A 22251-nucleotide genomic window follows, 5' to 3' on the forward strand; every position below is an offset into this window, starting at 1 on the left:
AAATGCTGCTGACAGGGAGAAGTGCAAGCATGTTCAACATCAAGATGGCGCGGCCGCTGATGGCCGTCGCCTTGCTGGGCAGCGTCCTGCTGGCCGGTTGCAGCGGTCCGAAGACGCTTTACCAATGGGAAACCTACCAGTCCCAGACCTATGAGTACTTCAAGGGCGAGGAAGCCAAGGAAGCTCAGGTCGAGGCGCTGGAGCGTGACCTGCAGAAGATCAAGTCCACCGGCAAGGCCGTGCCGCCGGGTTACCACGCGCACCTGGGCATGCTGTACGCGGGCCTGGGCAAGGATGACCAGATGGTGCAGCAGTTCAATACCGAAAAGGCACTGTTCCCCGAGTCTGCGCGGTACATGGATTTCCTGCTGGAAAACGCTAAAAAGGGAGCTGCCCAATGAGCCTCAATGCCCTGCGCAATCTGTTGGGTCTGTTGACCGTGAGCTTGCTGGTGGGCTGCGCCGCGCCCAAGACCGTGGACTACTCGGCCTACAAGCAGGCCCGGCCGAAGTCGATCCTGGTGCTGCCGCCGCTCAATGAGTCGCCGGACGTCAAGGCCACCTACAGCATGCTGTCCCAGGTGACCTTTCCGCTGGCCGAAGCCGGTTACTACGTGATGCCGATTGCGGTGGTGGATGAAACCTTCCGCCACAACGGCCTGACCACCCCGGCAGACATCCATGGCCTGCCACCGGCCAAGCTCAACGAGATCTTCGGCGCCGACGCCGGCCTGTACATCACGGTCAAGGAATACGGCACCAGCTACATGCTGATCAGCAGCCAGACCGTGGTCACCGCCAGCGCCAGCCTGGTGGACCTGAAGACCGGCACCACGCTGTGGACCGGCAGCGCCCGGGCTTCCAGCGAGGAAGGCAACAACAGCAACAACGGTGGCCTGGTGGGCATGCTGATCACCGCCGCGGTGAAACAGATCATCAACACCTCTACCGACGCCGGTCACCCGATTGCCGGCATCACCAGCCAGCGCCTGTTGTCGGCCGGGCAACGCACGGGCCTGTTGTACGGTCCGCGTTCGCCAAAATACGGCACCGACTGAGGTCTGCGGGGCGGGCAATCCGCCCTGTGCCAGGCGGCGCTTGCGAGCGTCCGCCTGGACCTTCCGAGACCGCCTGTTCTGTCTGTCCAGCCAGGTTCGGTGCACGTCGTTGCGCTTGAGGGCTGCGCGACCGACCAGCGGCAGCGATGATCGGGGCTCAGGGCAGAAAACCGTGAAACCATCCGTGCGCAGGGTGCTCAAAGGCTCTGGAGGCTGCATCGCAACCTCTTGGAAACCCATTCTGTATCACGCTTTTCGCAGAGTTCGTTCATGCCGTTCTTATCAGATCATCACGGGTGCCAGGGCTGGAAAGGCGAGATGGCCGGGCGTATCCGCGCCTTCGACTGGTCCCTCACCAGTCTTGGCGCCCTGCAGCACTGGAGCCACAGCCTGCGCAGCACCGTGCAGTTGATGCTCGGTTCACCGGTGCCGATGGTGATGCTCTGGGGGCCTCTGGGCTACATGATCTACAACGACGCCTACGCGGAGTTCGCTGGCGGTCGCCACCCTTATCTGCTGGGGTGCGCGGTGGAGTTGGGCTGGCCGGAAGTGGCCGAGTTCAATCGTGGGGTGATGCACACCTGCCTCAGTGGCGGCACTTTGTCCTACCGCAACAAGGAACTGGTGCTGCTGCGTAACGGGGTGCCGGAAAACGTCTGGCTGGACCTTTATTACAGCCCGGTGGCGGGGGACGACCAGGCCCCGGCCGGGGTCATCGCCATTGTCGTCGAGACCACCGCCCATGTGATTTCCGAGCAACAGCGGCAGGCTGCCGAGGCGGCCCTGCGCCAATTGACCCGCAACTTGGAGCAGCGCGTGCTGGAGGCGGTCGATGCCCGCCTGGCTGCTGAAGAGCAGTTGCGCCAGTCGCAGAAGCTCGAGGCCATTGGCGGTCTCACCGGCGGCGTGGCCCATGACTTCAACAACCTGCTGCAGGTCATTGCCGGCAATCTGCACCTGCTGGCCCGCCAGGAAGCGGGCAATACCAACGTGCAGCGGCGCACCAGCGCGGCCCTGGCGGCGGTAGAGCGTGGCGCCAAGCTGTCGACCCAGATGCTCGCCTTTGCCCGCCGCCAGCCGCTGTCACCGGCGGTCTACAACCCCTGCCATTTGGATCAGGGCCTGGGTGAACTGTTGCAACGGGCCCTGGGGGAAACCATCCGCATCGAGGTGGCGTTGCCCGATCAGCCCTGGTGCATCCATGTGGACCGCAACCAGCTGGAAAGCGCGCTGCTCAACCTGGCGCTCAATGCCCGGGATGCCATGGGCGGTGAAGGCACCATTACCCTGTGCGCCGAGAACCGGGTGCTGGATCGCACCTATTGCGCCGGCAAGGACATCAACCCCGGCGAGTACCTGCGGCTGACGGTCAGCGATGACGGCGCCGGCATGTCTGCCGAGGTGCTGAAGCAGGCCTTCGAGCCGTTTTTCACCACCAAGGGCGCGGGCCACGGCACGGGCCTGGGGCTGAGCATGGTGTTTGGCTTCGTCAAGCAGAGTGGCGGCCACATCGAGATGTTCAGCCGCCCGGGGCAGGGCACCCGGGTGCAGATGTATTTCGCCCGCAGCGCCGGCGAGGAGGCGCAGCCGTCACTGAGTTGTGCTGGGCGCGCCCCGGGAGGGCAGGCGCGCATCCTGGTGGTGGAAGACAACGCCGAGGTGCGCAGCGCAGCGTTGGAGATGCTTGAACATGAGGGTTACCAGGTGCATGGCGCGGCCAATGGCGATGCCGCCATGCAGCTGTTGCTGGAGGGGCTTGAGGTCGACCTGATCTTCACCGACGTGGTGATGCCTGGCCTGATCAAGAGCACGGACCTGGCTACTTGGGCCAAGAGCCAGGCCTCGCCGATCGCTGTGTTGTTCACCTCGGGGCATACCCGCGACATGATCTCGTGCAATCACCAGCTCAATTCGGACACCCACCTGTTGCGCAAGCCTTACGGGCCCGAGGATTTGAGTCGCACCGTGCGTTGCTTGCTGACGGGGCAGAGGGCGCGAATGTGAAGCCGCCTCACGCTCCGTAGCGCTGCCTGCGCACGGGCGGATTGTGTGATGATCGGGGTTTTCAGCCGTGCGGCTTTCGATATGAGGCAGGTCCATGACTTCTTCACGCAACGCTCCCAGTGACCTCCTGGCGAGCACGCCGGCGTCTCACAGTGGCGGTTTTGTCCGGGTGCGTGGCGCCCGCGAACACAACCTGAAGAATGTCGACGTGGACATTCCCCGGGATGCCCTGGTGGTGTTCACCGGGGTGTCCGGCTCGGGCAAATCGTCCCTGGCGTTCTCGACCCTGTATGCCGAGGCCCAGCGCCGCTATTTCGAATCAGTGGCGCCTTACGCCCGGCGCCTGATCGATCAGGTCGGGGTGCCGGACGTCGACCGTATCGACGGCCTGCCGCCGGCAGTCGCCCTGCAACAGCAACGGGGCACCCCCAGCACCCGCTCCTCGGTGGGCAGCGTGACCACCTTGTCGAGCCTGGTGCGCATGCTCTATTCCCGGGCTGGCAGCTACCCGCCGGGGCAGCCGATGCTGTATGCCGAGGACTTTTCGCCGAACACCCCCCAGGGCGCCTGCCCGGAGTGCCATGGCCTGGGCCGGGTGTATGAGGTCAATGAAGCAACCATGGTTCCGGACCCTGGGTTGACTATCCGCCAGCGCGCCGTGGCGGCCTGGCCCCTGGCGTGGCAGGGGCAGAACCTGCGGGATATCCTGGTGACCCTGGGCTACGACGTCGACATTCCCTGGCGCGAGCTGCCGAAAAAACAACGCGACTGGATCCTCTTCACCGAGGAAATACCGACTGTGCCGGTGTACGCCGGGATGACCCCGGAGCAGACCCGCGAAGCCCTCAAGCGCCAGCAGGAGCCCAGCTACATGGGTACCTTCAGCGGCGCCCGGCGTTACGTGCTGCACACCTTCACCCAGACCCAGAGCGCGCTGATGAAAAAGCGCGTGTCGCAGTTCATGCGCGGCAGCGCGTGCCCGCTGTGTGCAGGCAAGCGCCTCAAGCGCGAAGCCCTGGCGGTGACCTTCGCCGGGTTGGATATCGGCGAGCTGGCGCGCCTGCCGCTGCTGCAATTGGCCGAGGTGCTGCGGCCCGTGGCGGCTGCCGATTACCTGGCCCAGGACGCGGCGGGCGCTGAGGTCTTGAGCCACGCCCAGACCCGTGCCGCACGCCAGCAGCGGCATGCCCGGGGCGCCCCGGAACATCGCGGTGCGCCGGACGTGCGACACACGCCGAACCTGTCCCTGGAGAAGCGCCTGGCAGCGCAACGGATTGCCCAGGACTTGCTGGAGCGGGTCAGTACCCTGACCGATCTGGGGCTGGGTTACCTGGCGCTGGAGCGCAGTACCCCGACCCTGTCCAGTGGCGAGTTGCAGCGCCTGCGCCTGGCCACCCAATTGGGCTCGCAGCTGTTCGGGGTGATCTACGTGCTCGATGAGCCCTCGGCGGGCTTGCACCCGGCGGATGCCGAAGCACTGTTCGAGGCCTTGCAGCGACTCAAGGCCGCGGGCAACTCGCTGTTTGTGGTGGAGCACGACCTGCAGATCATGCGCCGTGCCGACTGGCTGGTAGACGTCGGCCCGGCGGCGGGGGAGCGCGGCGGCCAGGTGCTGTACAGCGGCCCGCCGGCGGGACTGGCGGCCATCGAGGACTCCCAGACCCGCGCCTATCTGTTTACCGAACAGGCCCAGGCCCGGCGCCCTCCACGCACGGCCAACGGCTGGCTGCGCCTGGAAGGCATTAGCCGCAACAACCTCAAGCAGCTGGACGCCGAGTTTCCCCTGGGCTGCTTCACGGCGGTGACGGGTGTCTCCGGTTCCGGCAAGTCGAGCCTGGTCAGCCAGGCACTGCTGGAGTTGGTGGGCAGTCATCTGGGCAAGGTGCCGGGTCGCGAAGAAACAGCCGAGTTGGACCTGGAGGACGAGGCGCCGGTCAGCGGCACGGGGCAGCTCACGGCGGGCATGGAGCGGCTCAAGCGCCTGGTGCAAGTGGACCAGAAACCGATTGGCCGTACACCGCGCTCCAACCTGGCGACCTACACCGGGCTGTTCGACCACGTGCGCAAGCTGTTCGCCGCCACCGCCGAAGCCCGGGAGCGCGGCTTTGATGCCGGGCAGTTTTCCTTCAACGTCGCCAAGGGCCGTTGCCCGGCCTGCGAGGGCGAGGGGTTTGTCAGCGTCGAGCTGCTGTTCATGCCCAGCGTCTTCGCGCCGTGCCCGACCTGCCATGGCGCCCGCTATAACCCCGAGACCCTGGCGGTGACCTGGCAGGGCCTGAACATCGCCCAGGTCCTGCAACTGAGTGTCGAGCAGGCCTTGCCGGTGTTTGCCGAGCAGCCGGGCATTCGTCGTGCCCTGGAGGTGCTGCGTGACATCGGCCTGGGCTACCTGCGCCTGGGGCAGCCGGCCACCGAGTTGTCCGGCGGCGAGGCGCAGCGGATCAAGCTGGCCACCGAGTTGCAACGCAATGCCCGTGGCGCCACCTTGTACGTGCTGGACGAACCCACCACCGGCCTGCACCCACGGGATGTGGATCGCCTGCTGGAGCAGCTGGACAAACTGGTGGCGGCAGGACACAGCGTGGTGGTGGTCGAACATGAAATGCGTGTGGTGGCCCAGGCCGATTGGGTGATCGACATCGGCCCGGGGGCCGGGGACGAAGGCGGCACCCTGGTGGCCTGTGGTACCCCACGGCAGGTGGCAAAGCAGCGTAACAGCCGCACTGCGGCCTTCCTTGCCGCGGCTCTGGCGGGGCATTGATCCAGGGCAGGAACCGGCGACGAACGGTTACCGCTGGTCTGATTGGCGGTCGACAGACCCGGGGCGGCGAGGCCATTCTGATAACTGGCGGGAGCGTGATAACGCCCTTGCTGCCGATCAACCACGGAGGTGTTCCATGCCGGTGACCCACGACCTGTACCAGGACCTGAGCTGCAGTAAAGAAGACATTCAACAGCGTCGGGCCAGTGACCCCCACCTGAATGCGCTGTTCGACAAATACACCAGCATCGATAATCAGGTGCTCAAGGCCGAAGCTGCCGCCGCTGCCGACGACGAACTGAAGAAACTCAAGGAAAAGCGCCTGCTGATCAAGGACGAGATCTCCCAGAAACTCACCGTCCGTTCCTGACTTCCCCACCCCGTAGCTGTTGCAGAATGCACCAAGGTCCTTGAGGCCTTGGTTGCCATTTCCCCGAACCCATGCCTCCTGAAGATTGCCACGCCCGCCCTCGGAACGCCTCCCAAGCCCGGCGACCACTCGCCATCAAGGTGCTAGCGCGTCCTGCAATGGCATTCGCGCCATATGGCTGGCACTCAAGGAACCCAGGTATAACGTATCGCCATACTCACGCACGGTGGTGATCGGCGAATAGTTGCCGCGGCTGCCATCCTGCAGGTTGGCAATCACCCGGCCTTGGGTATCCAGGCCCAGCACAAAACCGCGTTTTTCCACCGGCTTGGGCACCACCGTCATGGCCCGCACCAGCATCTTGCGCACGAAAGGGTACGCCGCCGTGCCATCGAGCAAGGCGTTGCGCGGTGCATACAGGGCCACCCAGAAACGCCCCTGGCCATTGAAGCTGAGGTTGTCTGGCAGCCCCGGCAGGTTGTCGATGAACAGGTCGTGGTTACCGGCCTGCTCGCCCTTGAGCCAGTAGCGGCTGATGCGGTACGCGCCGGTTTCATTGACCAGGACATAGGCTTCGTCCGGGCCCAGGGCGATGCCATTGGCGAACTCCAGGTGCTCCAGCAGGACCTCGGTGTTGCCGCTCTGGAAGTCGTAGCGCAGCAGACGACCGTCACCGCCGTGCTCGATCACGGCCTCGCCGTCATGGCCGTAGCCCCAGCGGCTGGTGGCGTCGCTGAAGTAGGCATAGCGCCCGGCGGCGTCCACCGCGACATCATCGGTGAAACCGAACGCCAGGCCGTTGGCCGCGGTACTCAGGGTCTGCAACTGGCCCTGGCGGTCCAGGGCCAGCAGGCCCTTGATCGCATCGGCGATGATCAGCCTGCCGTCCGGATGCCGGGCCAGGCCCAGGGGGCGGCCGCCGGTGTTGACCAGCACCTTGAGGGACTGGCCGTCGAGGCTGGTCTGGATCACCCGGCCGTCATGCAGGCCGGTGATCAATTGGCCGTCTTCCAGCAGCAAGGCTTCAGGGCCGTCGATATCCCGGGCACCCACCGGCTGCAGCGCCTTGAGTTTTTGATTCTCGGCAAATGGACCCTGGCTCAGGGAGGGCGCGGGCGCCGGCTTCCAGGCCACCGGCTGGACCGCAGTCGGCGCCAGCAACAGGAAGGCCAGGATGGCGACCACCAACAGCAGGACAATCCGCCCGGGGTGAAAGCGTCGAGGGGCAATCTGGTTCATGCAATGACTCCATTCAGCGGCGACTTGAGGATGGCTAGCGGGCCGGGTCGGCGGCTGGCAGCGCGATGGCTTGCTGTGCCGTCTCGCACAATGCCAGCAATGAGGCGGCGGACTCTCGCTCTATCCGTCGTTTGAATAACAGCTGATTGCCCAGGCGCATCAGCAGGCTATCGAAGCGGTAGTCCAGGGTCCGCACGAAGCGCGTGCGCTCGGCGCCCAGCGGCTGGCACTCATAGGTCACCTGCAACTCCAGACCGTGATCGCCCTGGGCCGTAGCACGCCAGCGGTGCCCCGGCAGGTACTCCTGGACCTGCCAACTGAGGTGGCCACTGCGCCCGCCGGCATGGATATCCTCCTCGAAACCTTGCCCGGCGAACAGCGGGCCGTCGTCGCCCTCGACCTTCAGTGAAGACGGATGCCACTCTGGCCAGCGCCGTGGGCTGGCGGCATACGCCAGGGTGCTGGCGGCGCTGCGCGGAATGTCGATCTGATGCTGCATGCGAGTCATGGGCGTGGACCGGGTCGAGGAATGAGCGGGGCCCGGAAACTCTTCCGGCTGCCAGTACAAGGTGCCGAACAGCCAATCCATCAGCGGCAGGACAATGTTGAAGTTGCGCTCCTGCATCAGCTCGCGGCGGTGATGCAGCTCATGCAGGCGGCGCATCTGCCGCACCCAGGGCAAGCGTGCCAGGGGATGCTTTGCGGGCAGGTGTTCGCAGGCATGGAAGACTTCATAGGCCAGGTAGCCGATCAAGGTGCAACTGGCGAACAGCGCCGCGACGTTGCTGTTCCAGAGACTCAGCAGCCACCACAGGGGCAGGGCGAACAGCAGGCTGTGAACCACGATCAGCCAGGCCGGGAACAGGATCACCCGCCAGTCCTGGCGGCCTTCATAAGTCATCAACCCCGGGGTGAAGAAACTGTGGTGATCGCCGCTATGACGGGCATAGAACAGCCTTGCGAACGGTTGTTTGTGATGCCCCAGCCAGCGGTGCACGACGTAGATGCACAGGTTGAAGAACAGCAGCGCCAGCGGCACCACCAGCCATTCCAGAGGCTGCACCCGCTCCAGGGTGCTGTACAGCAGGCCGATGCACAGCAGGCCGTAGGCGAGGACAAAGCCGCCATGCAGCCAGGGGTTGTAGCGCGGACTGACCGCGGCTCGATAGTGCTCGCGAAAATGCTCGGTGGTTTCTCGCACGGCGCTGTTTCCGTTGTTGTTTTTATTCCCTGCAGCCTAGTCCCAGGCAAATTATCCAGCCAATGGATAGCAGTAGTAATGAGCATTATTCATCAAGCCGAATGTGCAGCGCCTGGACCTCAACCACCCGGCGTTCGCCGCCGAGTTGAGCCTGGCGAGCTATCAGGGCTGCCAGCATGTGGCGATTGCCGACCGGGGCGGGCGCGGTTCACCCCTGGAGATCGTGCTCGAGTCGGCCAAGGTCCAGCGCCAAGCGCAGTTGTTTGGGCCCAACTACCTGAGTATTTCGCTGATCGTTGGTTCTATCACCGCCTACCCCAAGGCCTCCTTCAGCGTCCACTCCCAACCGGGACTCGACCCCGTTGTCTGCGGCCGCCCTCGAGTCGGGCAAGGTCAATGTCCGGGCGGCCTTTACCATCACTTACAGGTAACGGCATACAAACCTCGCTCCAGCGGTTGGGCGCGGCGCCCCCGGAAAATACAAAGGCTCAGAAACGTCCTACTCCTATTCGAGACGTGTCTTGAGTTCAGTTGGATCTTATTTGGATAGCATGATTTTTTAGCCGGAGCCGCAGGTCATGTCGACGTTGAGCGTACTGTTGTTGTGTTCGAACGCTTTTCGGGTTCGACAATTTTCAAGAATCCTGGCGGCCTCAGGTTTTACCCGGGTCCAGGTGATCAGTCATGAGTCCGACTGGAGCCCGTTTCCTCCTGCGCTGGGTGATCTCGATCTGGTGATCTGCGACTCGCTGCATTCGCTGAACGCCATCTATTACTTGCGCCAACTCTGCGAGCGCTACGGTTTTTTCTCGATGATCGAGTGCGAGGCGCTGGAGGCACCGATCCGTTGGGGGCTGGCCAATTTCCGCAGCCGTTCCGGCAAGTACTGTGTCGGCAGTTACGGCGACCTGGACACGGCGCAGATCAGCGGTTTGCTGCTCAAGGCACTAACGGTCAAGCGGACAGTGAAGAACCATTCCCGGCGCAGCGCTCAGACTGGAGAAAGAAGCGCGCCCGCGAGTAATGACTGGGTGAGCGAGCTGGATGTAGCCCAGGCCCTGGAAGCGCAGCAGATCGTCCCTTACTTCCAGCCACAAGTCTGCTTGAAGACCCGGCGCATTACTGGCGCCGAGGTCCTGGCCCGCTGGCAGCATCCGCACAAGGGGGTGTTGGGGCCGCAGTTCTTCCTCGAACGGGTGGACAGCCCGCAGTTGCACCGGCAGCTTTTTGAGTGCCTGTTGCAACAGGGCTTGCGCTTGCAACGGCAACTGCATGCCCGCACCGGCGGTGAAGCCCTGGTGTTTTCCTACAATATCGAGGCCAGCCAATTGAGTGATCCCGAATTTGCCACCCAGGTGCTGGGGCAGGTCGACGAGGCCGGGGTGCCGAAGAATCAGGTCACCCTGGAGATCACCGAACGTGAAGCCCTGACCCTGGACATGCAAAGCATCGAGAACATCAGTGTTCTGGTGAAAAGCGGGGTGCGCTTGTCCCTCGATGATTTCGGCACTGGGTATTCATCGATCATGCGCCTGGCAGACATTCCCTTTGGCCAGATCAAGCTCGACTCAGGGTTTGTCGCCAACGCCCTGGGGCTCAAGGAAACCCGGATCATCGAGGCGGTGGTGGGGCTGGCCTGTTCGCTCAACCTGGAGCTGGTGGCCGAAGGCATCGAAACCGAGAAGCAACGGGTCCACCTGCAGCGGCTTGGTGTCGATGCCGCCCAGGGCTACCTGTTTCACAAGCCGATGGACAGCGCGGCGCTGCTCAAGGTACTGGCGATGAGTCACTCGCCGCTACGCCTGATCCGCCAAGGCTAGGCGCGGCGCAGCAGCGTCGAGGCAATCTGCGTGCTTAATGCGCTTTCAACAGCACATAGGCTTCGCCGCCACGCCGATCGTGCATGAGGATGAAGGCCTGGCCGTCGAGAGTGATCCGGGCGGGCACGCTCTGTGCTACCGGCGTACTGGAAAACTTGCCGGCGGTGCTCAAGAACTGCTGCGTCAGCGAGCTGTCGTTCTGGTTCGGCGTGGTCACCGCGCATTCCTTGTTCAACTGCACCTGGACGCCCAGGGTCTGATCCTGGTTCATGCCCATCTTGGCGAAGCCGGCGTCGCTGAGTTCGGCGATGCCGTGGGCCCGGGCAGCGGTCTCGGCGCCGGCGAAGGAGGGTGCGGACTTCAGGCAGATATCGCGAAAGGCCAGGATCCCGGGGGAAGTGATGGTGGGTTCCCGGTTGATTTCCCGGGGCACGCTGGAACAGGCGCTGAGCAGCGCCAGGCTGGCGAGAAGGGCGGTGCGGGTCAGAGTGTTCATGAACATCCTTGGAAGCGGGCCGGCAAGCAGGCCGGGTGTTGGTTCGTGCCGACTGCGCGAGTCGGCTGGCTAGCAGGGTAGGCATGGCCACCGTTCAGATCAATGTTTTGTCACGGTGACCTTCAGCGGGGCGTCGGCTTCGGCCAGTGTGGTACCGCTCCACGCCAGCCCTCATAGGCCTTGGCCACTTGCAGCAGCCATTGATCGGCGAAGCGCGGGGCGATCATCTGCAGGCCGATGGGCATGCCATCGGCAGCGAAACCGCAGTTGATCGACAGCGCCGGCTGTTCGCCCATGTTCCAGGGCAGGGTGAAGACGATGTGCTCGAACGGTTGCTGCGGGTCGTTGGTGGGCGACGGCCACTCGGCGGGAAAACGGTTGACCTGATTGGTGGGCGAGAGCACCAGATCAAACTCGCTGAACACCCGGGCGGCGCGGCGGCGCATCTCGAAGGTCTGGTTGAAACCCTGCACCGCCTCGACCCCGGACAGGTCGGCGCCAGGGGCAGCCCAGTCGCGGATATAGGGCAGCACCTTGGCGAACTGCTCGGCGCCCAGGGCTGACAGTTCCGCCCACTGTCGGGCCCGCCAGAAGCGGTCCAGGCCATCCAGTTGCGCGCGGTCCATGATCGGCGCCAGAGTGCGCACCTGGGCGCCGTGGCTTTCGAACAGCCGTGCGGCGCGCTCCACCGCCTGGCAGACAAAACCTTCCGGTTGCAGCCCGGCGCCGGGTTGCAGCATCAGGCCGATCTTCAAGCCGTTGACCGACACGGGTTCATCGCTCCAGTCGCTGGTCAATGGCGGCAGGCTGGTGGCATCGCGGGCATCGGGCTTGGCCAGGTAGCGCATCAGCAGCACCGTATCCTCGACGCTGCGGGTCATGGGCCCGGCGCAACGCCCGGTGTAGTAGGGGTCGATGGGAATCCGCCCGAGGGTCGGCTTGAACCCCACCAGCCCGCACCAGGCGGCGGGCAGGCGCACCGAGCCGCCGATGTCGGTGCCGATGTGCAGCGGCCCGTAGCCGGCTGCGGCCGCCGCCCCGGCCCCGGAGCTGGAACCACCGGTATTGCAGGCAGTGTTCCAGGGATTGCGGGTGATGCCGTGGAAGCTCGACAACCCCGAGGACAACATGCCGAAATCCGGCACCGTGGTCTTGGCCAGGATGATCGCCCCGGCTTCGCGCATTCGCGCGGCGGGCGGTGCATCCTGCAGGGCAGGTTTCAACGTGGTGGCGGCGCTGCCCAGGGGAATCGGCGTGCCCTGGGTGGCGATCAACTCCTTGACCGTCACCGGCACCCCATCCAGCGGGCCGTTGGGCGCGCCTTTGTTCCAGCGCTCGGTGGAGGCCCGGGCCTGCTGGCGCACCTGCTGCGGATCGAAGGCGTAGAGCGCGCGGATATGCGGCTCCCAAGCCTGGATATGGGCCAGCAGATGCTCGTAGTAGTCCGTGGGGGAAAGCTTGCGGCTGGCGAACAGTGCCAGTAACTGGGCGGCTTGCAGATCGTGTAAATCAGTCATCGAACCCATCCTTGTGTCGGGCGTCAATCGGGTTGTTGATGAACCGACTCTAGCGCTTGCGCTTCGCTCCAACCATTACCCATGACGCCGCGGGGTATTGCATTTGTGTGTGTCCTGTCCCTGAATGGTCGACTTTCCTGGCGCTGTTTGCCGCTGACTGAGGCGTGTCACCGATGATCGTGAGAACCTGGCATGGCTGTGTACCCGTGGTGCATGCCGAAGGCTTCCGGCAACACCTGCAAGTGACCGGGATTCAACACGCCCAAGGGGTCGCGGGCAATCTCGGGGCATTCGTGCGTCAGGAGCGGCAGGGCGATTGGGAGCACTTTTTCCTCGCGACCTACTGGCAGGACCTGGAGGCGGTCAAGGCATTCGCCGGGGAGGACTGCCACGTGGCGGTGACCTACGCCGACGACGAGCAGTACCAGCTGCTCTCTGACCCTTACGTTTTTCATCATGAGGTCGAGCGAGTGGCGCGGCTCTGAGCAGGTTTTCCGGCCCCCTGGTTCAGGCTGAACCAGGGGGACGGTGATCGGTGCCGGATGCAGCAACGGGGGGCGGGATCTTCAGGTGTCGGTAGCCGCTGCCGCAGGCGGCGATCAGCTTGCAGGGTGCGGCAGCGGCGCCAGGAGAATCAGCCCCCGACTATCGGCGCTTGCGGATGGTGGTTCGCAAATGCCTGCTCGTAGGCCCGGCACAACCGCAGTACCTGATGATCGGCAAAGCGTGGGCCGACCACGTGCAGGCCCACCGGCAGGCCGTTATCGGCCAGGCCGCAGGGCACCGATGCCGCCGGTTGCTGGGTCAGGTTGAAGGGGTAGCTGAAGGGCGTCCACTCCATCCATTCCTCCATGCCCGAACCTGGCGGCACGTTGTGCCCGGCGGCGAAGGCGGTCAGCGGCAGCATTGGCGAAACCAGCAAGTCGTAGCGTTCATGGAAGGCCGCCATTCGTGCCACCAGAGCCGCGCGAGCCTCCAGCGCCAGGCTGTATTGCGTGAGGCTGATCCGCTCCCCTCGTTCGGCGATGCGCAGCAGGCCGGGGTCCAGCAGGGCGCGCTGGCTCGGGCTCAGTTGCCCGGCCAGGCGCGCGGCGCCGGCAAACCACAGGGTGTTGAACATCTCCAGCGGATCGCTGAAACCGGGGTCGACCTGTTCCACCTGGGCCCCCAGTTGCGCCAACCGTTCCACGGCCAGGGCCACCACTCGGGCCACTTGCGGATCGACCTGCACATAACCGAAGTCCGCGCTGTAGGCGATCCGCAGGCCCGTAAGGTCGGTGCTGTGCGGCAGCCAGGGGGTGTTGCGGGGCGCGCCGATCAGGCCGTCGCGGGCATCGGGGCGGGCCACGGTCTGCAGCATCAGCACCGCATCGTCGACGGTGCGGGTCATCGGGCCCAGGTGCGAAAGAATGTTCATCGCGCTGGCCGGCCACTGCGGCACGTAGCCAAAGCTCGGCTTGATGCCGAAGGTGCCGGTGAAGGCGCAGGGAATGCGGATCGAGCCACCGGCATCGCTGCCCTGGTGCAGCACGCCGAGGTTCAGCGAGGCCGCTGCCGCCGCGCCACCGGAGGAACCGCCAGCGGTCAGGCGGGTGTTCCAGGGATTGCGGGTGATGCCGTACAGCGGGTTGTCGGTCACGCCCTTCCAGCCGAATTCCGGGGTGGTGGTCTTGCCCAGCAGCACCGCGCCGGCTGTGCGCATGAACTCGCAGAAGGGCGCATCGACTTCCCAGGGGCCCTCGGCCGAGGTGGTTTTCGAGCCCTTGCGGGTGGGCATGCCACGGGTCAGGGTCAGGTCCTTGATCGACGCCGGCAAGCCATCCAGGGCACCGCAAGGCTGACCCTTGAGCCAGCGTTGTTCGGAGGCCCGGGCGGCGTCGAGGGCACCCTGCGCATCGACGTGGCAGTAGGCGTTGACCTGCGGGTTGAAGCGTTCGATGCGCGCCAGGGCGTCCTCGGTCACTTCCACCGGCGACAGGCGTTTGTCGCGGTAGTGGCCCAGCAGTTCGACGCCGCTCATCTGGGCGATATCAGTGGACTGTTTCATCGTGCTTGAGCTCCTTGCGCGGCATTGACCATGGCGCGCAGCAGCACGGCGCAGCCGTCGGCGAGGTCCTGGGGCGCGGCGTTTTCGATTTCGTTGTGGCTGATGCCGCCTTCGCAGGGCACGAAGATCATCCCTGCCGGGCCCAGTTCGGCGACGAAGATCGCGTCGTGGCCGGCGCCACTGACGATGTCCAGGTGGCTCAGGCCCAGCTGTTCGGCGCCCTGGCGCACGGCGGTGACGCAGGCCGGGTCGAAGTCCAGCGGCGGGGAATCGGCGGTCGGGGTCAGCTCGAAGCTCAGGCCATGCTGCCGGCAAGTGTCCTCGATCACCTGGCGGACTTCATCGACCATCGTCTGCAAGCTGTCGGCATGCAGGTGGCGCAGGTCGAGGGTCATCTGCACCTGGCCGGGGATCACGTTGCGCGAGCCCGGGTGCAGGCTCAGGCAACCCACGGTGCCGCAGGCGTGGGGCTGATGGGCGTGGGCGATGCGGTTGACCGCGCTGACCACTTGCGCGGCGCCCACCAGGGCATCCTTGCGCAGGTGCATCGGGGTGGGCCCGGCATGGGCCTCGACCCCGTTCAGGGTCAGGTCGAACCACTTCTGCCCGAGGCAGCCCATGACCACGCCGATGGTGGTCTGGCGGTCCTCCAGTACCGGACCCTGTTCGATGTGCGCCTCGAAATAGGCGCCCACTGGATGGCCGAGCACCGGCCGCGTACCGGCGTAGCCGATGCGCTGCAACTCGGCGCCCACCGACAGGCCCTGCTCGTCCTGTTTGCCCAGGGTGTCGTCGAGGTCGAACTTCCCGGCAAACACCCCGGAGCCCATCATGCACGGCGGGAAGCGCGAGCCTTCCTCGTTGGTCCAGACCACCACTTCGATCGGCGCCTCGGTCTCCAGGCCCAGGTCGTTGAGGGTGCGGATCACCTCCAGCCCGGCCATCACTCCGTAGCAGCCGTCGAACTTGCCGCCGGTGGGCTGGGTGTCGATATGGCTGCCGGTCATCACTGGCGCGCGCTGTGGATCGCGTCCGGCGCGGCGGGCAAAGATATTGCCGATGCCGTCGACGCTGACGCTGCAGCCGGCCTCTTCGCACCAGTGCACAAACAGATCCCGGGCCTGGCGATCGAGGTCGGTGAGGGCCAGGCGGCACACGCCGCCCTTGGCCGTGGCGCCCAATCGGGCCAGGTCCATCAGCGATTGCCAGAGACGCTCGCGGTTGATCAGCGGGGCATTGCCTTGCAGCGGTTGGGCTAGGTCGATTCGACTGTTCATGGCATCTCTCCCGTCAGGCGCTCAGGGCCAGGTAGCGGTTCTTGATGGTCGGGTCGGCGCGGAACTCGGCGGCACTGCCCTCGTAGACCACGCGGCCCTGTTCGAGCACGTAATGACGGTCGGCGAGCTGGTCGCAGACCATCAGGTTCTGTTCCACCAGCAGCACCGGCAGGCCGTCGCTCTTCAGGCTGCGCAGGATCTTCACCAGCTCGTCGACGATCACCGGCGCCAGGCCCTCGGTGGGTTCGTCGAGGATCAGCAGCTTGGGATCGTTGAGCAGGGCACGGGCGATGGCGAGCATCTGCTGTTCACCACCGGACAGCGCATGGCCGGCGTTGCGGCGCCGCTCCTTGAGGCGCGGAAACATCCGGTAGACATCATCGAGCTGCCAGCGGCTGCCCTTGCGCAAGGCAATGCGCAGGTTCTCCTCGACACTCAGCAGGCGGAAGATGCCCCGGTGCTCCGGCACCAGCGCCAGGCCCTGGCGGGCGATCTCGAAGATCTTCTGCCCGACCAGTTGCTGGCCGTTGAAGTGGATCTGCCCCTGGCGCGGGCAGATGATCCCGAGAATGCTGCGCAGGGTGGTGGTCTTGCCGGCGCCGTTGCGCCCCAGCAGGGTCACCAGCTCGCCGGCCTCGACCTTGAGCGAGACGCCTTCGAGCACGTGGCTTTTGTCGTAGTAGGAATGGATGTTCTCGACGGTCAGCATCAGGCGGCTTCTCCCAGGTAGGCGACGCGTACACGTTCATCGGCGCGCACCAGCTCCGGCGGACCCTCGACCAGGATCTGGCCGTGGCTCATCACGGTGATGCGTTGGCTGATGGACATGACGATGCTCATGTTGTGTTCGATCAGCAGCACTGTGTGGTCGCGGCCCAGGTCGCTGATCAGCCGGGTCATGATCGGGATGTCGTCGATGCCCATGCCGGAGGTCGGTTCGTCGAGCATCAGCAGGCGCGGTTTCGAGCAGATCGACATGCCCACTTCCAGCACTCGCTGCTGGCCGTGGGACAGCTCGCCGGCCAGGGTCTGGGCGCGGGCGGTGAGTTGCAGGCGCTCCAGCACCTGGTCGGCCACCTCCAGGTGTTCGCGGCGGCTGTCCACGTGCCGCCAGAAGTTCAGCGCGCCCAGGCCGTCGCGGCCCTGGGCCGCCAGGCGCAGGTTTTCTCGCACGCTGAGGTTCTGGAACAGGCTGGTGAGCTGGAATGAGCGGGCCATGCCCAGGCCGACCCGGCCGTGGGCCGGTTTCTTGATGATGTTCTGGCCGTTGAAGCGGATCGCCCCGGCACTGGCCTGGCGTTCGCCGGTGAGGCAGTGGAACAGGCTGGTCTTGCCGGCACCGTTGGGGCCGATGATGGTGTGGATGGTGCCGGCCTCGACCTTGAGGTTGACGCCGTTGACCGCATGGAAGGCACCGTAGGCCAATTCCAGGTCGCGGGTTTCCAGCAGGTACTCTGCGGGCTGGCTCATGAGCGATTCTCCTCGGCCTGCAAGGCCGTCTTGCGTGCGCCTTTGAGGCGTTCGAACAGACCCGACAGGCCACCCCACAAACCGCCGCGCAGGAACACCACCACCAGGATCAGGATCACCCCCAAAAGGATCAGCCAGCGCGGCCAGAGCTCGGAGAGGAATTCGCCTAGCAGGACGATGGAACCGGCGCCGAGCAGGGAGCCGAACAGCGAACCGGTGCCGCCGACGATGGTCATGATCAGGATGTTTTCCGACATCGCCAGGTCGATGTTCGACAGCGGCACGAAGTGCAGAAGCATGGCGTACAGCGCCCCGGCGATCCCGGTCACGGCGCCGGAGAGCATGAACACCAGGATCTTGAAATGCCGGGTGTCGTAGCCGATGGCGGCGGCGCGGGTTTCGTTCTCGCGGATGGCCATCAGGGTGCTGCCGAACGGCGAGGCGATCACCCGCCGGGCGCCGATGAAAATCAGCAGGAACAGAACCGCGACAAAACCGTAGAAGTAGCGGGCGTCGGCCAGGGACAGCAGCACCGTGTCGCCGAGGCGGATCTCCGGCCGCGGCACGCTGAGCAGGCCGTTGTCGCCGCCGGTCCAGTCGCTGAGGGTGTAGGCGATGAAGTAGGCCATCTGGCTGAAGGCCAGGGTCAGCATCACGAAGTAGATGCCGGTGCGGCGGATCGCCAGGGCGCCCACCAGCAAGGCCAGCAGCGCACCGACCAGGGCCGCGCCGAGCAGGGCGCTGAACAGGCCAAGGTGCAGGTGGATCATCATCAGCGCGGCGCAATAGGCGCCGGCACCGAAGAAGATGCCCTGGCCGAACGACAGCAGCCCGGTGTAGCCCAGCAGCAGGTTACAGGCCAGCGCCGCGAGGGCGAAGATCAGGATCTCGCTGGCCAGGGTCGCCGACGGCAGCACCAGCGGCAGGCCCACCAGCACCCCGATCACCAGCCACAGCAGGCCGCGCGATTGGGTCTTGGCAAAGGGCAGGGGGTTGTTCTCGCTCATCATCATGCTCTCCCGAACAGGCCGTAAGGACGCACCAGAATCACTGCCGCCATGGCGCCGTAGATCATCAGGCTGGCGCCCTGGGGCCACAGCGTGGTCATCAGGCTTTGCACCACGCCCACCAGCAGGCCGCCCACCAGGGCGCCGCTGAACGAACCCATGCCGCCGATCACCACCACCACGAAGGCCACCCCGAGAATTTCCGGGCCGACAAAGGGCTGGGCCCCGCGCAGTGGCGCGAACAGCACCCCGGCGATGCCGGCCAGGGCCACGCCGAGGGCGAAGGTCATGGAGAACAGACGCAAGATGTTGGTGCCCAGCAACGACACGGTTTCGGTGCTTTCACTGCCGGCGCGCACCAGGGCGCCGAAGCGCGTGCGCTCCAGCAGCAGCCACAGGCCCAGCCCCACCAGGGCTGAGAACAGGATCAGGAACAGCCGGTAGTAGGGGTAGACGAAGTCGCCGATGACCAGCACCCCGCGAAGCGCCTCCGGCACCGCCACGGCCTTGCCCACCGGGCCCCAGATCATCACGCTGGCTTCCTGGATGATCAGCGCGATGCCCAGGGTGACGAGGATCTGGAACATGTGCGGCAAGTGGTAGATGCGCTGGATCAGCACGCGCTCGATGACCCAGGCCAGTGCCGCCACCACCAGCGGTGCGATCAGCAGCGCCAGCCAGAAGTTGCCGGTCAGGGCGACAGCGGTGTAGCACAGGTAGGCGCCGAGCACGAAGAACGCGCCGTGGGCGAAGTTGACGAAATTCAGCAGGCCGAAAATGATCGTCAGGCCCACCGCGATCAGGAAGTAGATCATCCCCAGCCCGAGGCCGTTGAGGATCTGGAACAGGTACAAATTGAGCATGCAGGAACCCTCGGCAGGGAGCACGTCGACGCAAAAGTCACGGAGCCCGCTGCCTGTAGCCAGCGATAGAAAGGGCGGTCAGGCCAGGGTGCAACCCGTGGCGCTGACATCCTGGAACGAGCGGCCGGCGCTGAGCACTTCGGCCAGGTCATCCTTGTCGCGCATCTTGGCGGCGGCCTTGCCCAGCAGCAGGTAGTAATCCTTGATCACCTGATGGTCGCCGGCGCGAATGCTTTCCTCGCCGGTGGGCCCCGGGTAGCTCAGGCCCTGCATGGCCTTGGCCACGGTCGGGCCCTCGAAGCTGCCGGTGGCGACAATGCTGTCGAGGATGATCTTGGTGCCGATGTAGTCGGCGGCCAGGGGGTAGGTGGGGTTGATACCGTATTTGGCCTGGCTCAGCTTCACCAGTTCGCGGTTGAGCGGGGTGTCGACCTGGTGCCAGTACTGCGCGCCGAGGTAGACGCCTTCGAGTACGTCGCTGCCCAGCTCCTGGAACTGGTCGAGCCCGGCGGACCATACCAGCAGCACCTTCATGCGCTCCTTGATGCCGAAGTTCACCGCCTGGCGCAGGGCGTTGGACGACTGGCTGCCGAAGTTCAGCAGCACCAGTACGTCGGGGCGGGCGGCAATGGCGTTGGTCAGGTAGCCGGAGAATTCCTGTTCCTGCAGCGAGTGGTAGCTGTTGCCGATGTGCTCGATGCCATGTTCGGCGCACACCTGTTTCGCCCCTTCGAGCAGCGCCTCACCGAACACGTATTGCGGGGTGATGGTGTACCAGCGCTTGGCCTCGGGCAGCAGTTTGATCAGCGGCACCATGGTTTCGCGGATCGCGCCGTAGGTCGGCACCGACCAGCGAAAGGTCGAGGCGTTGCAGTCCTTGCCGGTGACCTCGTCGGCGCCCACCGGGGTCATGAACACGCCGCCGACCTTGCCCACTTCCTTGGCCACCGCCAGCGCCGAGGACGACAGGGTGCAGCCCTGGAAGAACCGTGCGCCGTCCTGGGCAATCGCCTCCTGCACCCGGCGTACCGCCTTGCCGGCATTGCCTTCGGTGTCGATCACCTTGTAGTTCAATGGCCGGCCCAGCAGGGTCGGGTACTGTTCCACCGCCAGGCGCGAGCCCATGTCGGCGAACTTGCCATAGCTGGCAAAGGCACCGGACATCGACTTGAGTCCGTAAAAGGTAAAGGGCTCGGCGGCAAAGGCGCTGCGCACCCCCAGCGGGAGGCTGAGGGCACCGCTGACGGCGAGGCCGGCTTTCAACAACGTACGACGCTGCATGGGGTAACTCCCTGGTTTAGTTATTGGCAGGAGTGGCAATGGCGAGTCGACGTAGCAGCCTGTGCTCAGGCTTGTTATTGGAGAGGCGTTGCACTGCGGGCCCGATCAATGGTGGTGGTCGAACTCCAGCAGGAAGTGTTGGGTGACCTCGCCTTCGAGGGCGGTCATGTGGTGCTCGGCGTCGCACATGTGCTCGTGCATCAACTGGCGCACGGCGCTTTCGTCCTTGGCCTGCAGAGCGACCAGCAGGCGCTTGTGGTAATCCAGGTTGGCGGCGTCGAACTGCTTGCGCTTGGGTTTGTAGGCTTTCTTCAGCACCACCAGGTCGCGCAGCAGGTCGTTGAGAAACTGTGCCATGAAACTCAGCAGCGGATTGGGACAGGCGCGCCCCAGCAGATTATGGAACTCCAGCTCGGCGATGCGCTGCTCACGCTGGCCGGCCTCGCTGTCCTCGGGGTGGCTGCAGAAATCGATGTTGTCCTGCAGCGCCTTGAAGTCCGCCTCGCTCAAGTGGCCGATCACCGCCACCGCCAGTTCCACCTCGATCACCTTGCGCAACTGATACACCTGCTCGCCGTCCATGTGCTGGAAGTGCAGGTAATTGCGCAGCGCACGGCTGGCCGGCTCGGTGCCGGCCTGGTTCAGGTAGGCGCCGCCGTTGGGCCCGGTGCGAGTGTTGACCAGGCCTTCCACTTCCAGCGCCTTGAGCGCTTCGCGAGCCGATCCCTTGGAACACTGGAAGCTTTCCATCAGCTCCTTCTCGGTGGGCAAGCGGTCGCCGGGGTGCAGCGCATCGGTGACGATGGAGCGCTTGACCGACTCGACGATCACGTCGGAGAGCTTCTGGCGTTTGCGGCGAACGGGGCGTTTCAGCATGGGCGGCTATTTATCGTATTAATGCGGATAAATAGTAATAAATAGCGATGAGGGAGGCGCGTCAACCGCTAACGGATTGAGCTGTCGTTTTTGATGTCGAGGGGTCGTTGAGGGATAAAAAAAGCCGAGGTTTTAGGAAGGGCGAGGGCTCTGACTCCCTCGCCATTGTCTGGATTCAGTCCAAGGTCCGGGCCTGCAAGCGGCGGCCCAACACATCCAGCACATCACAGCCATCGCGCAGCGGAATGGCGCACACCAGTGCCAGCTCCTGCAGCACTACGGCATCGCCGGGAATGTCGGGGCGGGCGGCGAAGTTTTCCAGCAGTTGGGTGACGGCGCGGATGCGATAGGCGGCCGCTTCGTACAGCACATCGGCAGGGGCCAGGGTATCGATCAGCAGGGAAGGGATGATGCAGTCGTGGCCGGTGATCGGCATGTATCTGTTCATAAGTAACGCCTCGGTCGGTTGAGAGCGCCACTGGATCGTCGCCAAACGAAGGGTGGCAGCTGTACGCAGGTTGGCGAACCGGGACCGGGGAGCCGGCAGACCCGAAGGTCTCCCGCGTACAGCTGCCATAAAGCAGTGTACGGATGCGAAAAGCCCTGCAAACAAACGCAGGGCTCTCGCACACGGTCACAGGGTCGCCAAACCCGATCGTCATCAGGACGACCCGGAACTATAGGCATGCACCCCAGAACGGAACAAGGCACTGGCAGGGCAGGACTTTCTGAGTTTGCTGTAGGACTCAGGAGCGCGAGTGTGGATCAAGCGTGCCGCAGGTTCAATGGCCGGGTTCAGTCGAAGCCGACGCTGGCGCTGTGGCGGGTTTCGCGGTCGTGCAGTGAGTCGATATTGGTTTCGTAGGTGCACTGCCCGCTGCAACTGTGCTCATAGCTAATGGCCGGCTTGAACTGCAGCTTGAGTGTCGGTATGTCGCTCTGGGGCGCCGGGGCCTGGCTGGGGG

At 64.8% G+C, this 22251-nt stretch carries 20 protein-coding genes and 1 pseudogene; 8 read left to right on the forward strand and 13 right to left on the reverse strand.

Annotation, left to right across the window (positions count from 1 at the left end; genetic code table 11):
* Positions 1–29 precede the first annotated feature (29 nt).
* The 5 genes from GV818_RS28270 (at position 30) to GV818_RS28290 (ending at position 6192) form a co-directional block, all read left to right on the forward strand.
* Positions 30–401 carry a DUF4810 domain-containing protein gene (locus GV818_RS28270; RefSeq protein ID WP_161757830.1) on the forward strand — a complete coding sequence of 124 codons (372 nt, stop codon included), beginning with the start codon at positions 30–32 and terminating at the stop codon, positions 399–401.
* Positions 398–1057: a DUF799 domain-containing protein gene (locus tag GV818_RS28275; RefSeq protein WP_161757829.1), complete on the forward strand. Its 660-nt coding sequence runs from the start codon at positions 398–400 to the stop codon at positions 1055–1057. Before GV818_RS28270 ends, GV818_RS28275 begins: the two co-directional genes overlap by 4 nt.
* 270 nt (positions 1058–1327) lie before the next feature.
* Entirely contained in the window at positions 1328–3061 is a 1734-nt protein-coding gene (locus tag GV818_RS28280; RefSeq protein WP_161778105.1) for an ATP-binding protein, read from the forward strand.
* Between the two features lie 94 nt (positions 3062–3155).
* Entirely contained in the window at positions 3156–5822 is a 2667-nt protein-coding gene (locus tag GV818_RS28285) for an excinuclease ABC subunit UvrA (protein ID WP_161778106.1), read from the forward strand.
* Positions 5823–5958: 136 nt separating this feature from the next.
* Entirely contained in the window at positions 5959–6192 is a 234-nt protein-coding gene (locus tag GV818_RS28290) for a DUF465 domain-containing protein (RefSeq protein ID WP_161757826.1), read from the forward strand.
* Positions 6193–6327: 135 nt separating this feature from the next.
* On the opposite strand, the gene GV818_RS28295 is transcribed toward GV818_RS28290, so the two are convergent.
* Both GV818_RS28295 and GV818_RS28300 read right to left on the reverse strand, forming a co-directional pair.
* Positions 6328–7431: an SMP-30/gluconolactonase/LRE family protein gene (locus tag GV818_RS28295; protein WP_161778107.1), complete on the reverse strand. Its 1104-nt coding sequence runs from the start codon at positions 7429–7431 to the stop codon at positions 6328–6330.
* 34 nt (positions 7432–7465) lie between these two features.
* Positions 7466–8632, reverse strand: a complete 1167-nt coding sequence (locus GV818_RS28300; RefSeq protein WP_161778108.1) for an SRPBCC family protein — start codon at positions 8630–8632, stop codon at positions 7466–7468.
* 121 nt (positions 8633–8753) lie between these two features.
* Between GV818_RS28300 and GV818_RS34640 the strand changes: the two are divergent.
* Both GV818_RS34640 and GV818_RS28305 read left to right on the forward strand, forming a co-directional pair.
* Positions 8754–8930, forward strand: a pseudogene (locus tag GV818_RS34640) (LysR family transcriptional regulator); the annotation flags it as partial.
* A 280-nt stretch (positions 8931–9210) separates the two neighbouring features.
* The gene (locus GV818_RS28305) at positions 9211–10452 is read left to right on the forward strand and encodes an EAL domain-containing protein (protein WP_178125155.1); all 1242 of its coding nucleotides are present in this window, start codon (positions 9211–9213) and stop codon (positions 10450–10452) included.
* Positions 10453–10486: 34 nt separating this feature from the next.
* Here the strand turns inward: GV818_RS28305 and GV818_RS28310 are convergent, their stop codons facing one another.
* Together GV818_RS28310 and GV818_RS28315 are read right to left on the reverse strand one after the other, a co-directional pair.
* Complete coding sequence (locus GV818_RS28310) at positions 10487–10948, reverse strand: hypothetical protein (RefSeq protein ID WP_161757823.1); 462 nt, start codon at positions 10946–10948, stop codon at positions 10487–10489.
* 122 nt (positions 10949–11070) lie between these two features.
* On the reverse strand, positions 11071–12465 hold the full coding sequence (locus GV818_RS28315; RefSeq protein WP_161778109.1) for an amidase: 1395 nt from the start codon (positions 12463–12465) through the stop codon (positions 11071–11073).
* 173 nt (positions 12466–12638) lie between these two features.
* Here GV818_RS28315 and GV818_RS28320 point away from each other — a divergent pair, with 173 nt between their 5' ends.
* Entirely contained in the window at positions 12639–12950 is a 312-nt protein-coding gene (locus tag GV818_RS28320) for a hypothetical protein (RefSeq protein WP_161757821.1), read from the forward strand.
* Positions 12951–13099: 149 nt separating this feature from the next.
* Here the strand turns inward: GV818_RS28320 and GV818_RS28325 are convergent, their stop codons facing one another.
* From GV818_RS28325 to GV818_RS28365, 9 genes are all read right to left on the reverse strand, one after another.
* Positions 13100–14512, reverse strand: coding sequence for an amidase (locus GV818_RS28325; protein WP_161778110.1), 1413 nt, complete (start codon positions 14510–14512; stop codon positions 13100–13102).
* Positions 14509–15789 carry a Zn-dependent hydrolase gene (locus tag GV818_RS28330; RefSeq protein ID WP_161778111.1) on the reverse strand — a complete coding sequence of 427 codons (1281 nt, stop codon included), beginning with the start codon at positions 15787–15789 and terminating at the stop codon, positions 14509–14511. Before GV818_RS28330 ends, GV818_RS28325 begins: the two co-directional genes overlap by 4 nt.
* 13 nt (positions 15790–15802) lie before the next feature.
* Positions 15803–16498 (reverse strand): ABC transporter ATP-binding protein, encoded by a 696-nt coding sequence (locus GV818_RS28335; protein WP_161778112.1) that lies wholly within the window; start codon positions 16496–16498, stop codon positions 15803–15805.
* A complete protein-coding gene (locus tag GV818_RS28340) occupies positions 16498–17259 on the reverse strand; it encodes an ABC transporter ATP-binding protein (protein ID WP_161757817.1) in 762 nt (253 codons plus the stop codon). The genes GV818_RS28335 and GV818_RS28340 overlap by 1 nt, the downstream gene beginning before the upstream one ends.
* Positions 17256–18266, reverse strand: a complete 1011-nt coding sequence (locus GV818_RS28345) for a branched-chain amino acid ABC transporter permease (RefSeq protein WP_161778113.1) — start codon at positions 18264–18266, stop codon at positions 17256–17258. The genes GV818_RS28340 and GV818_RS28345 overlap by 4 nt, the downstream gene beginning before the upstream one ends.
* Before the next feature lie 2 nt (positions 18267–18268).
* Positions 18269–19129 (reverse strand): branched-chain amino acid ABC transporter permease, encoded by an 861-nt coding sequence (locus GV818_RS28350; protein ID WP_161778114.1) that lies wholly within the window; start codon positions 19127–19129, stop codon positions 18269–18271.
* A gap of 78 nt (positions 19130–19207) precedes the next feature.
* Positions 19208–20410 (reverse strand): ABC transporter substrate-binding protein, encoded by a 1203-nt coding sequence (locus GV818_RS28355; protein WP_161778115.1) that lies wholly within the window; start codon positions 20408–20410, stop codon positions 19208–19210.
* Positions 20411–20515: 105 nt separating this feature from the next.
* Positions 20516–21286, reverse strand: a complete 771-nt coding sequence (locus GV818_RS28360) for a FadR/GntR family transcriptional regulator (RefSeq protein WP_161757813.1) — start codon at positions 21284–21286, stop codon at positions 20516–20518.
* Positions 21287–21461: 175 nt separating this feature from the next.
* Positions 21462–21734, reverse strand: a complete 273-nt coding sequence (locus GV818_RS28365; RefSeq protein WP_161778116.1) for a hypothetical protein — start codon at positions 21732–21734, stop codon at positions 21462–21464.
* Positions 21735–22251 lie beyond the last annotated feature (517 nt).

Origin of the sequence: Pseudomonas sp. Fl4BN1 (assembly GCF_009908285.1) — a bacterium.
Classification (GTDB): Bacteria; Pseudomonadota; Gammaproteobacteria; order Pseudomonadales; family Pseudomonadaceae; genus Aquipseudomonas.

Bases quoted from the DNA above. Each gene is read 5' to 3' on its own strand.
- GV818_RS28270 (WP_161757830.1), top strand. From the start codon at position 30: ATGTTCAACATCAAGATGGCGCGGCCGCTGATGGCCGTCGCCTTGCTG.
- GV818_RS28275 (WP_161757829.1), top strand. From the start codon at position 398: ATGAGCCTCAATGCCCTGCGCAATCTGTTGGGTCTGTTGACCGTGAGC.
- GV818_RS28280 (WP_161778105.1), top strand. From the start codon at position 1,328: ATGCCGTTCTTATCAGATCATCACGGGTGCCAGGGCTGGAAAGGCGAG.
- GV818_RS28285 (WP_161778106.1), top strand. From the start codon at position 3,156: ATGACTTCTTCACGCAACGCTCCCAGTGACCTCCTGGCGAGCACGCCG.
- GV818_RS28290 (WP_161757826.1), top strand. From the start codon at position 5,959: ATGCCGGTGACCCACGACCTGTACCAGGACCTGAGCTGCAGTAAAGAA.
- GV818_RS28295 (WP_161778107.1), bottom strand. From the start codon at position 7,431: ATGAACCAGATTGCCCCTCGACGCTTTCACCCCGGGCGGATTGTCCTG.
- GV818_RS28305 (WP_178125155.1), top strand. From the start codon at position 9,211: ATGTCGACGTTGAGCGTACTGTTGTTGTGTTCGAACGCTTTTCGGGTT.
- GV818_RS28310 (WP_161757823.1), bottom strand. From the start codon at position 10,948: ATGAACACTCTGACCCGCACCGCCCTTCTCGCCAGCCTGGCGCTGCTC.
- GV818_RS28315 (WP_161778109.1), bottom strand. From the start codon at position 12,465: ATGACTGATTTACACGATCTGCAAGCCGCCCAGTTACTGGCACTGTTC.
- GV818_RS28320 (WP_161757821.1), top strand. From the start codon at position 12,639: ATGATCGTGAGAACCTGGCATGGCTGTGTACCCGTGGTGCATGCCGAA.
- GV818_RS28325 (WP_161778110.1), bottom strand. From the start codon at position 14,512: ATGAAACAGTCCACTGATATCGCCCAGATGAGCGGCGTCGAACTGCTG.
- GV818_RS28330 (WP_161778111.1), bottom strand. From the start codon at position 15,789: ATGAACAGTCGAATCGACCTAGCCCAACCGCTGCAAGGCAATGCCCCG.
- GV818_RS28335 (WP_161778112.1), bottom strand. From the start codon at position 16,498: ATGCTGACCGTCGAGAACATCCATTCCTACTACGACAAAAGCCACGTG.
- GV818_RS28340 (WP_161757817.1), bottom strand. From the start codon at position 17,259: ATGAGCCAGCCCGCAGAGTACCTGCTGGAAACCCGCGACCTGGAATTG.
- GV818_RS28345 (WP_161778113.1), bottom strand. From the start codon at position 18,266: ATGAGCGAGAACAACCCCCTGCCCTTTGCCAAGACCCAATCGCGCGGC.
- GV818_RS28350 (WP_161778114.1), bottom strand. From the start codon at position 19,129: ATGCTCAATTTGTACCTGTTCCAGATCCTCAACGGCCTCGGGCTGGGG.
- GV818_RS28355 (WP_161778115.1), bottom strand. From the start codon at position 20,410: ATGCAGCGTCGTACGTTGTTGAAAGCCGGCCTCGCCGTCAGCGGTGCC.
- GV818_RS28360 (WP_161757813.1), bottom strand. From the start codon at position 21,286: ATGCTGAAACGCCCCGTTCGCCGCAAACGCCAGAAGCTCTCCGACGTG.
- GV818_RS28365 (WP_161778116.1), bottom strand. From the start codon at position 21,734: ATGAACAGATACATGCCGATCACCGGCCACGACTGCATCATCCCTTCC.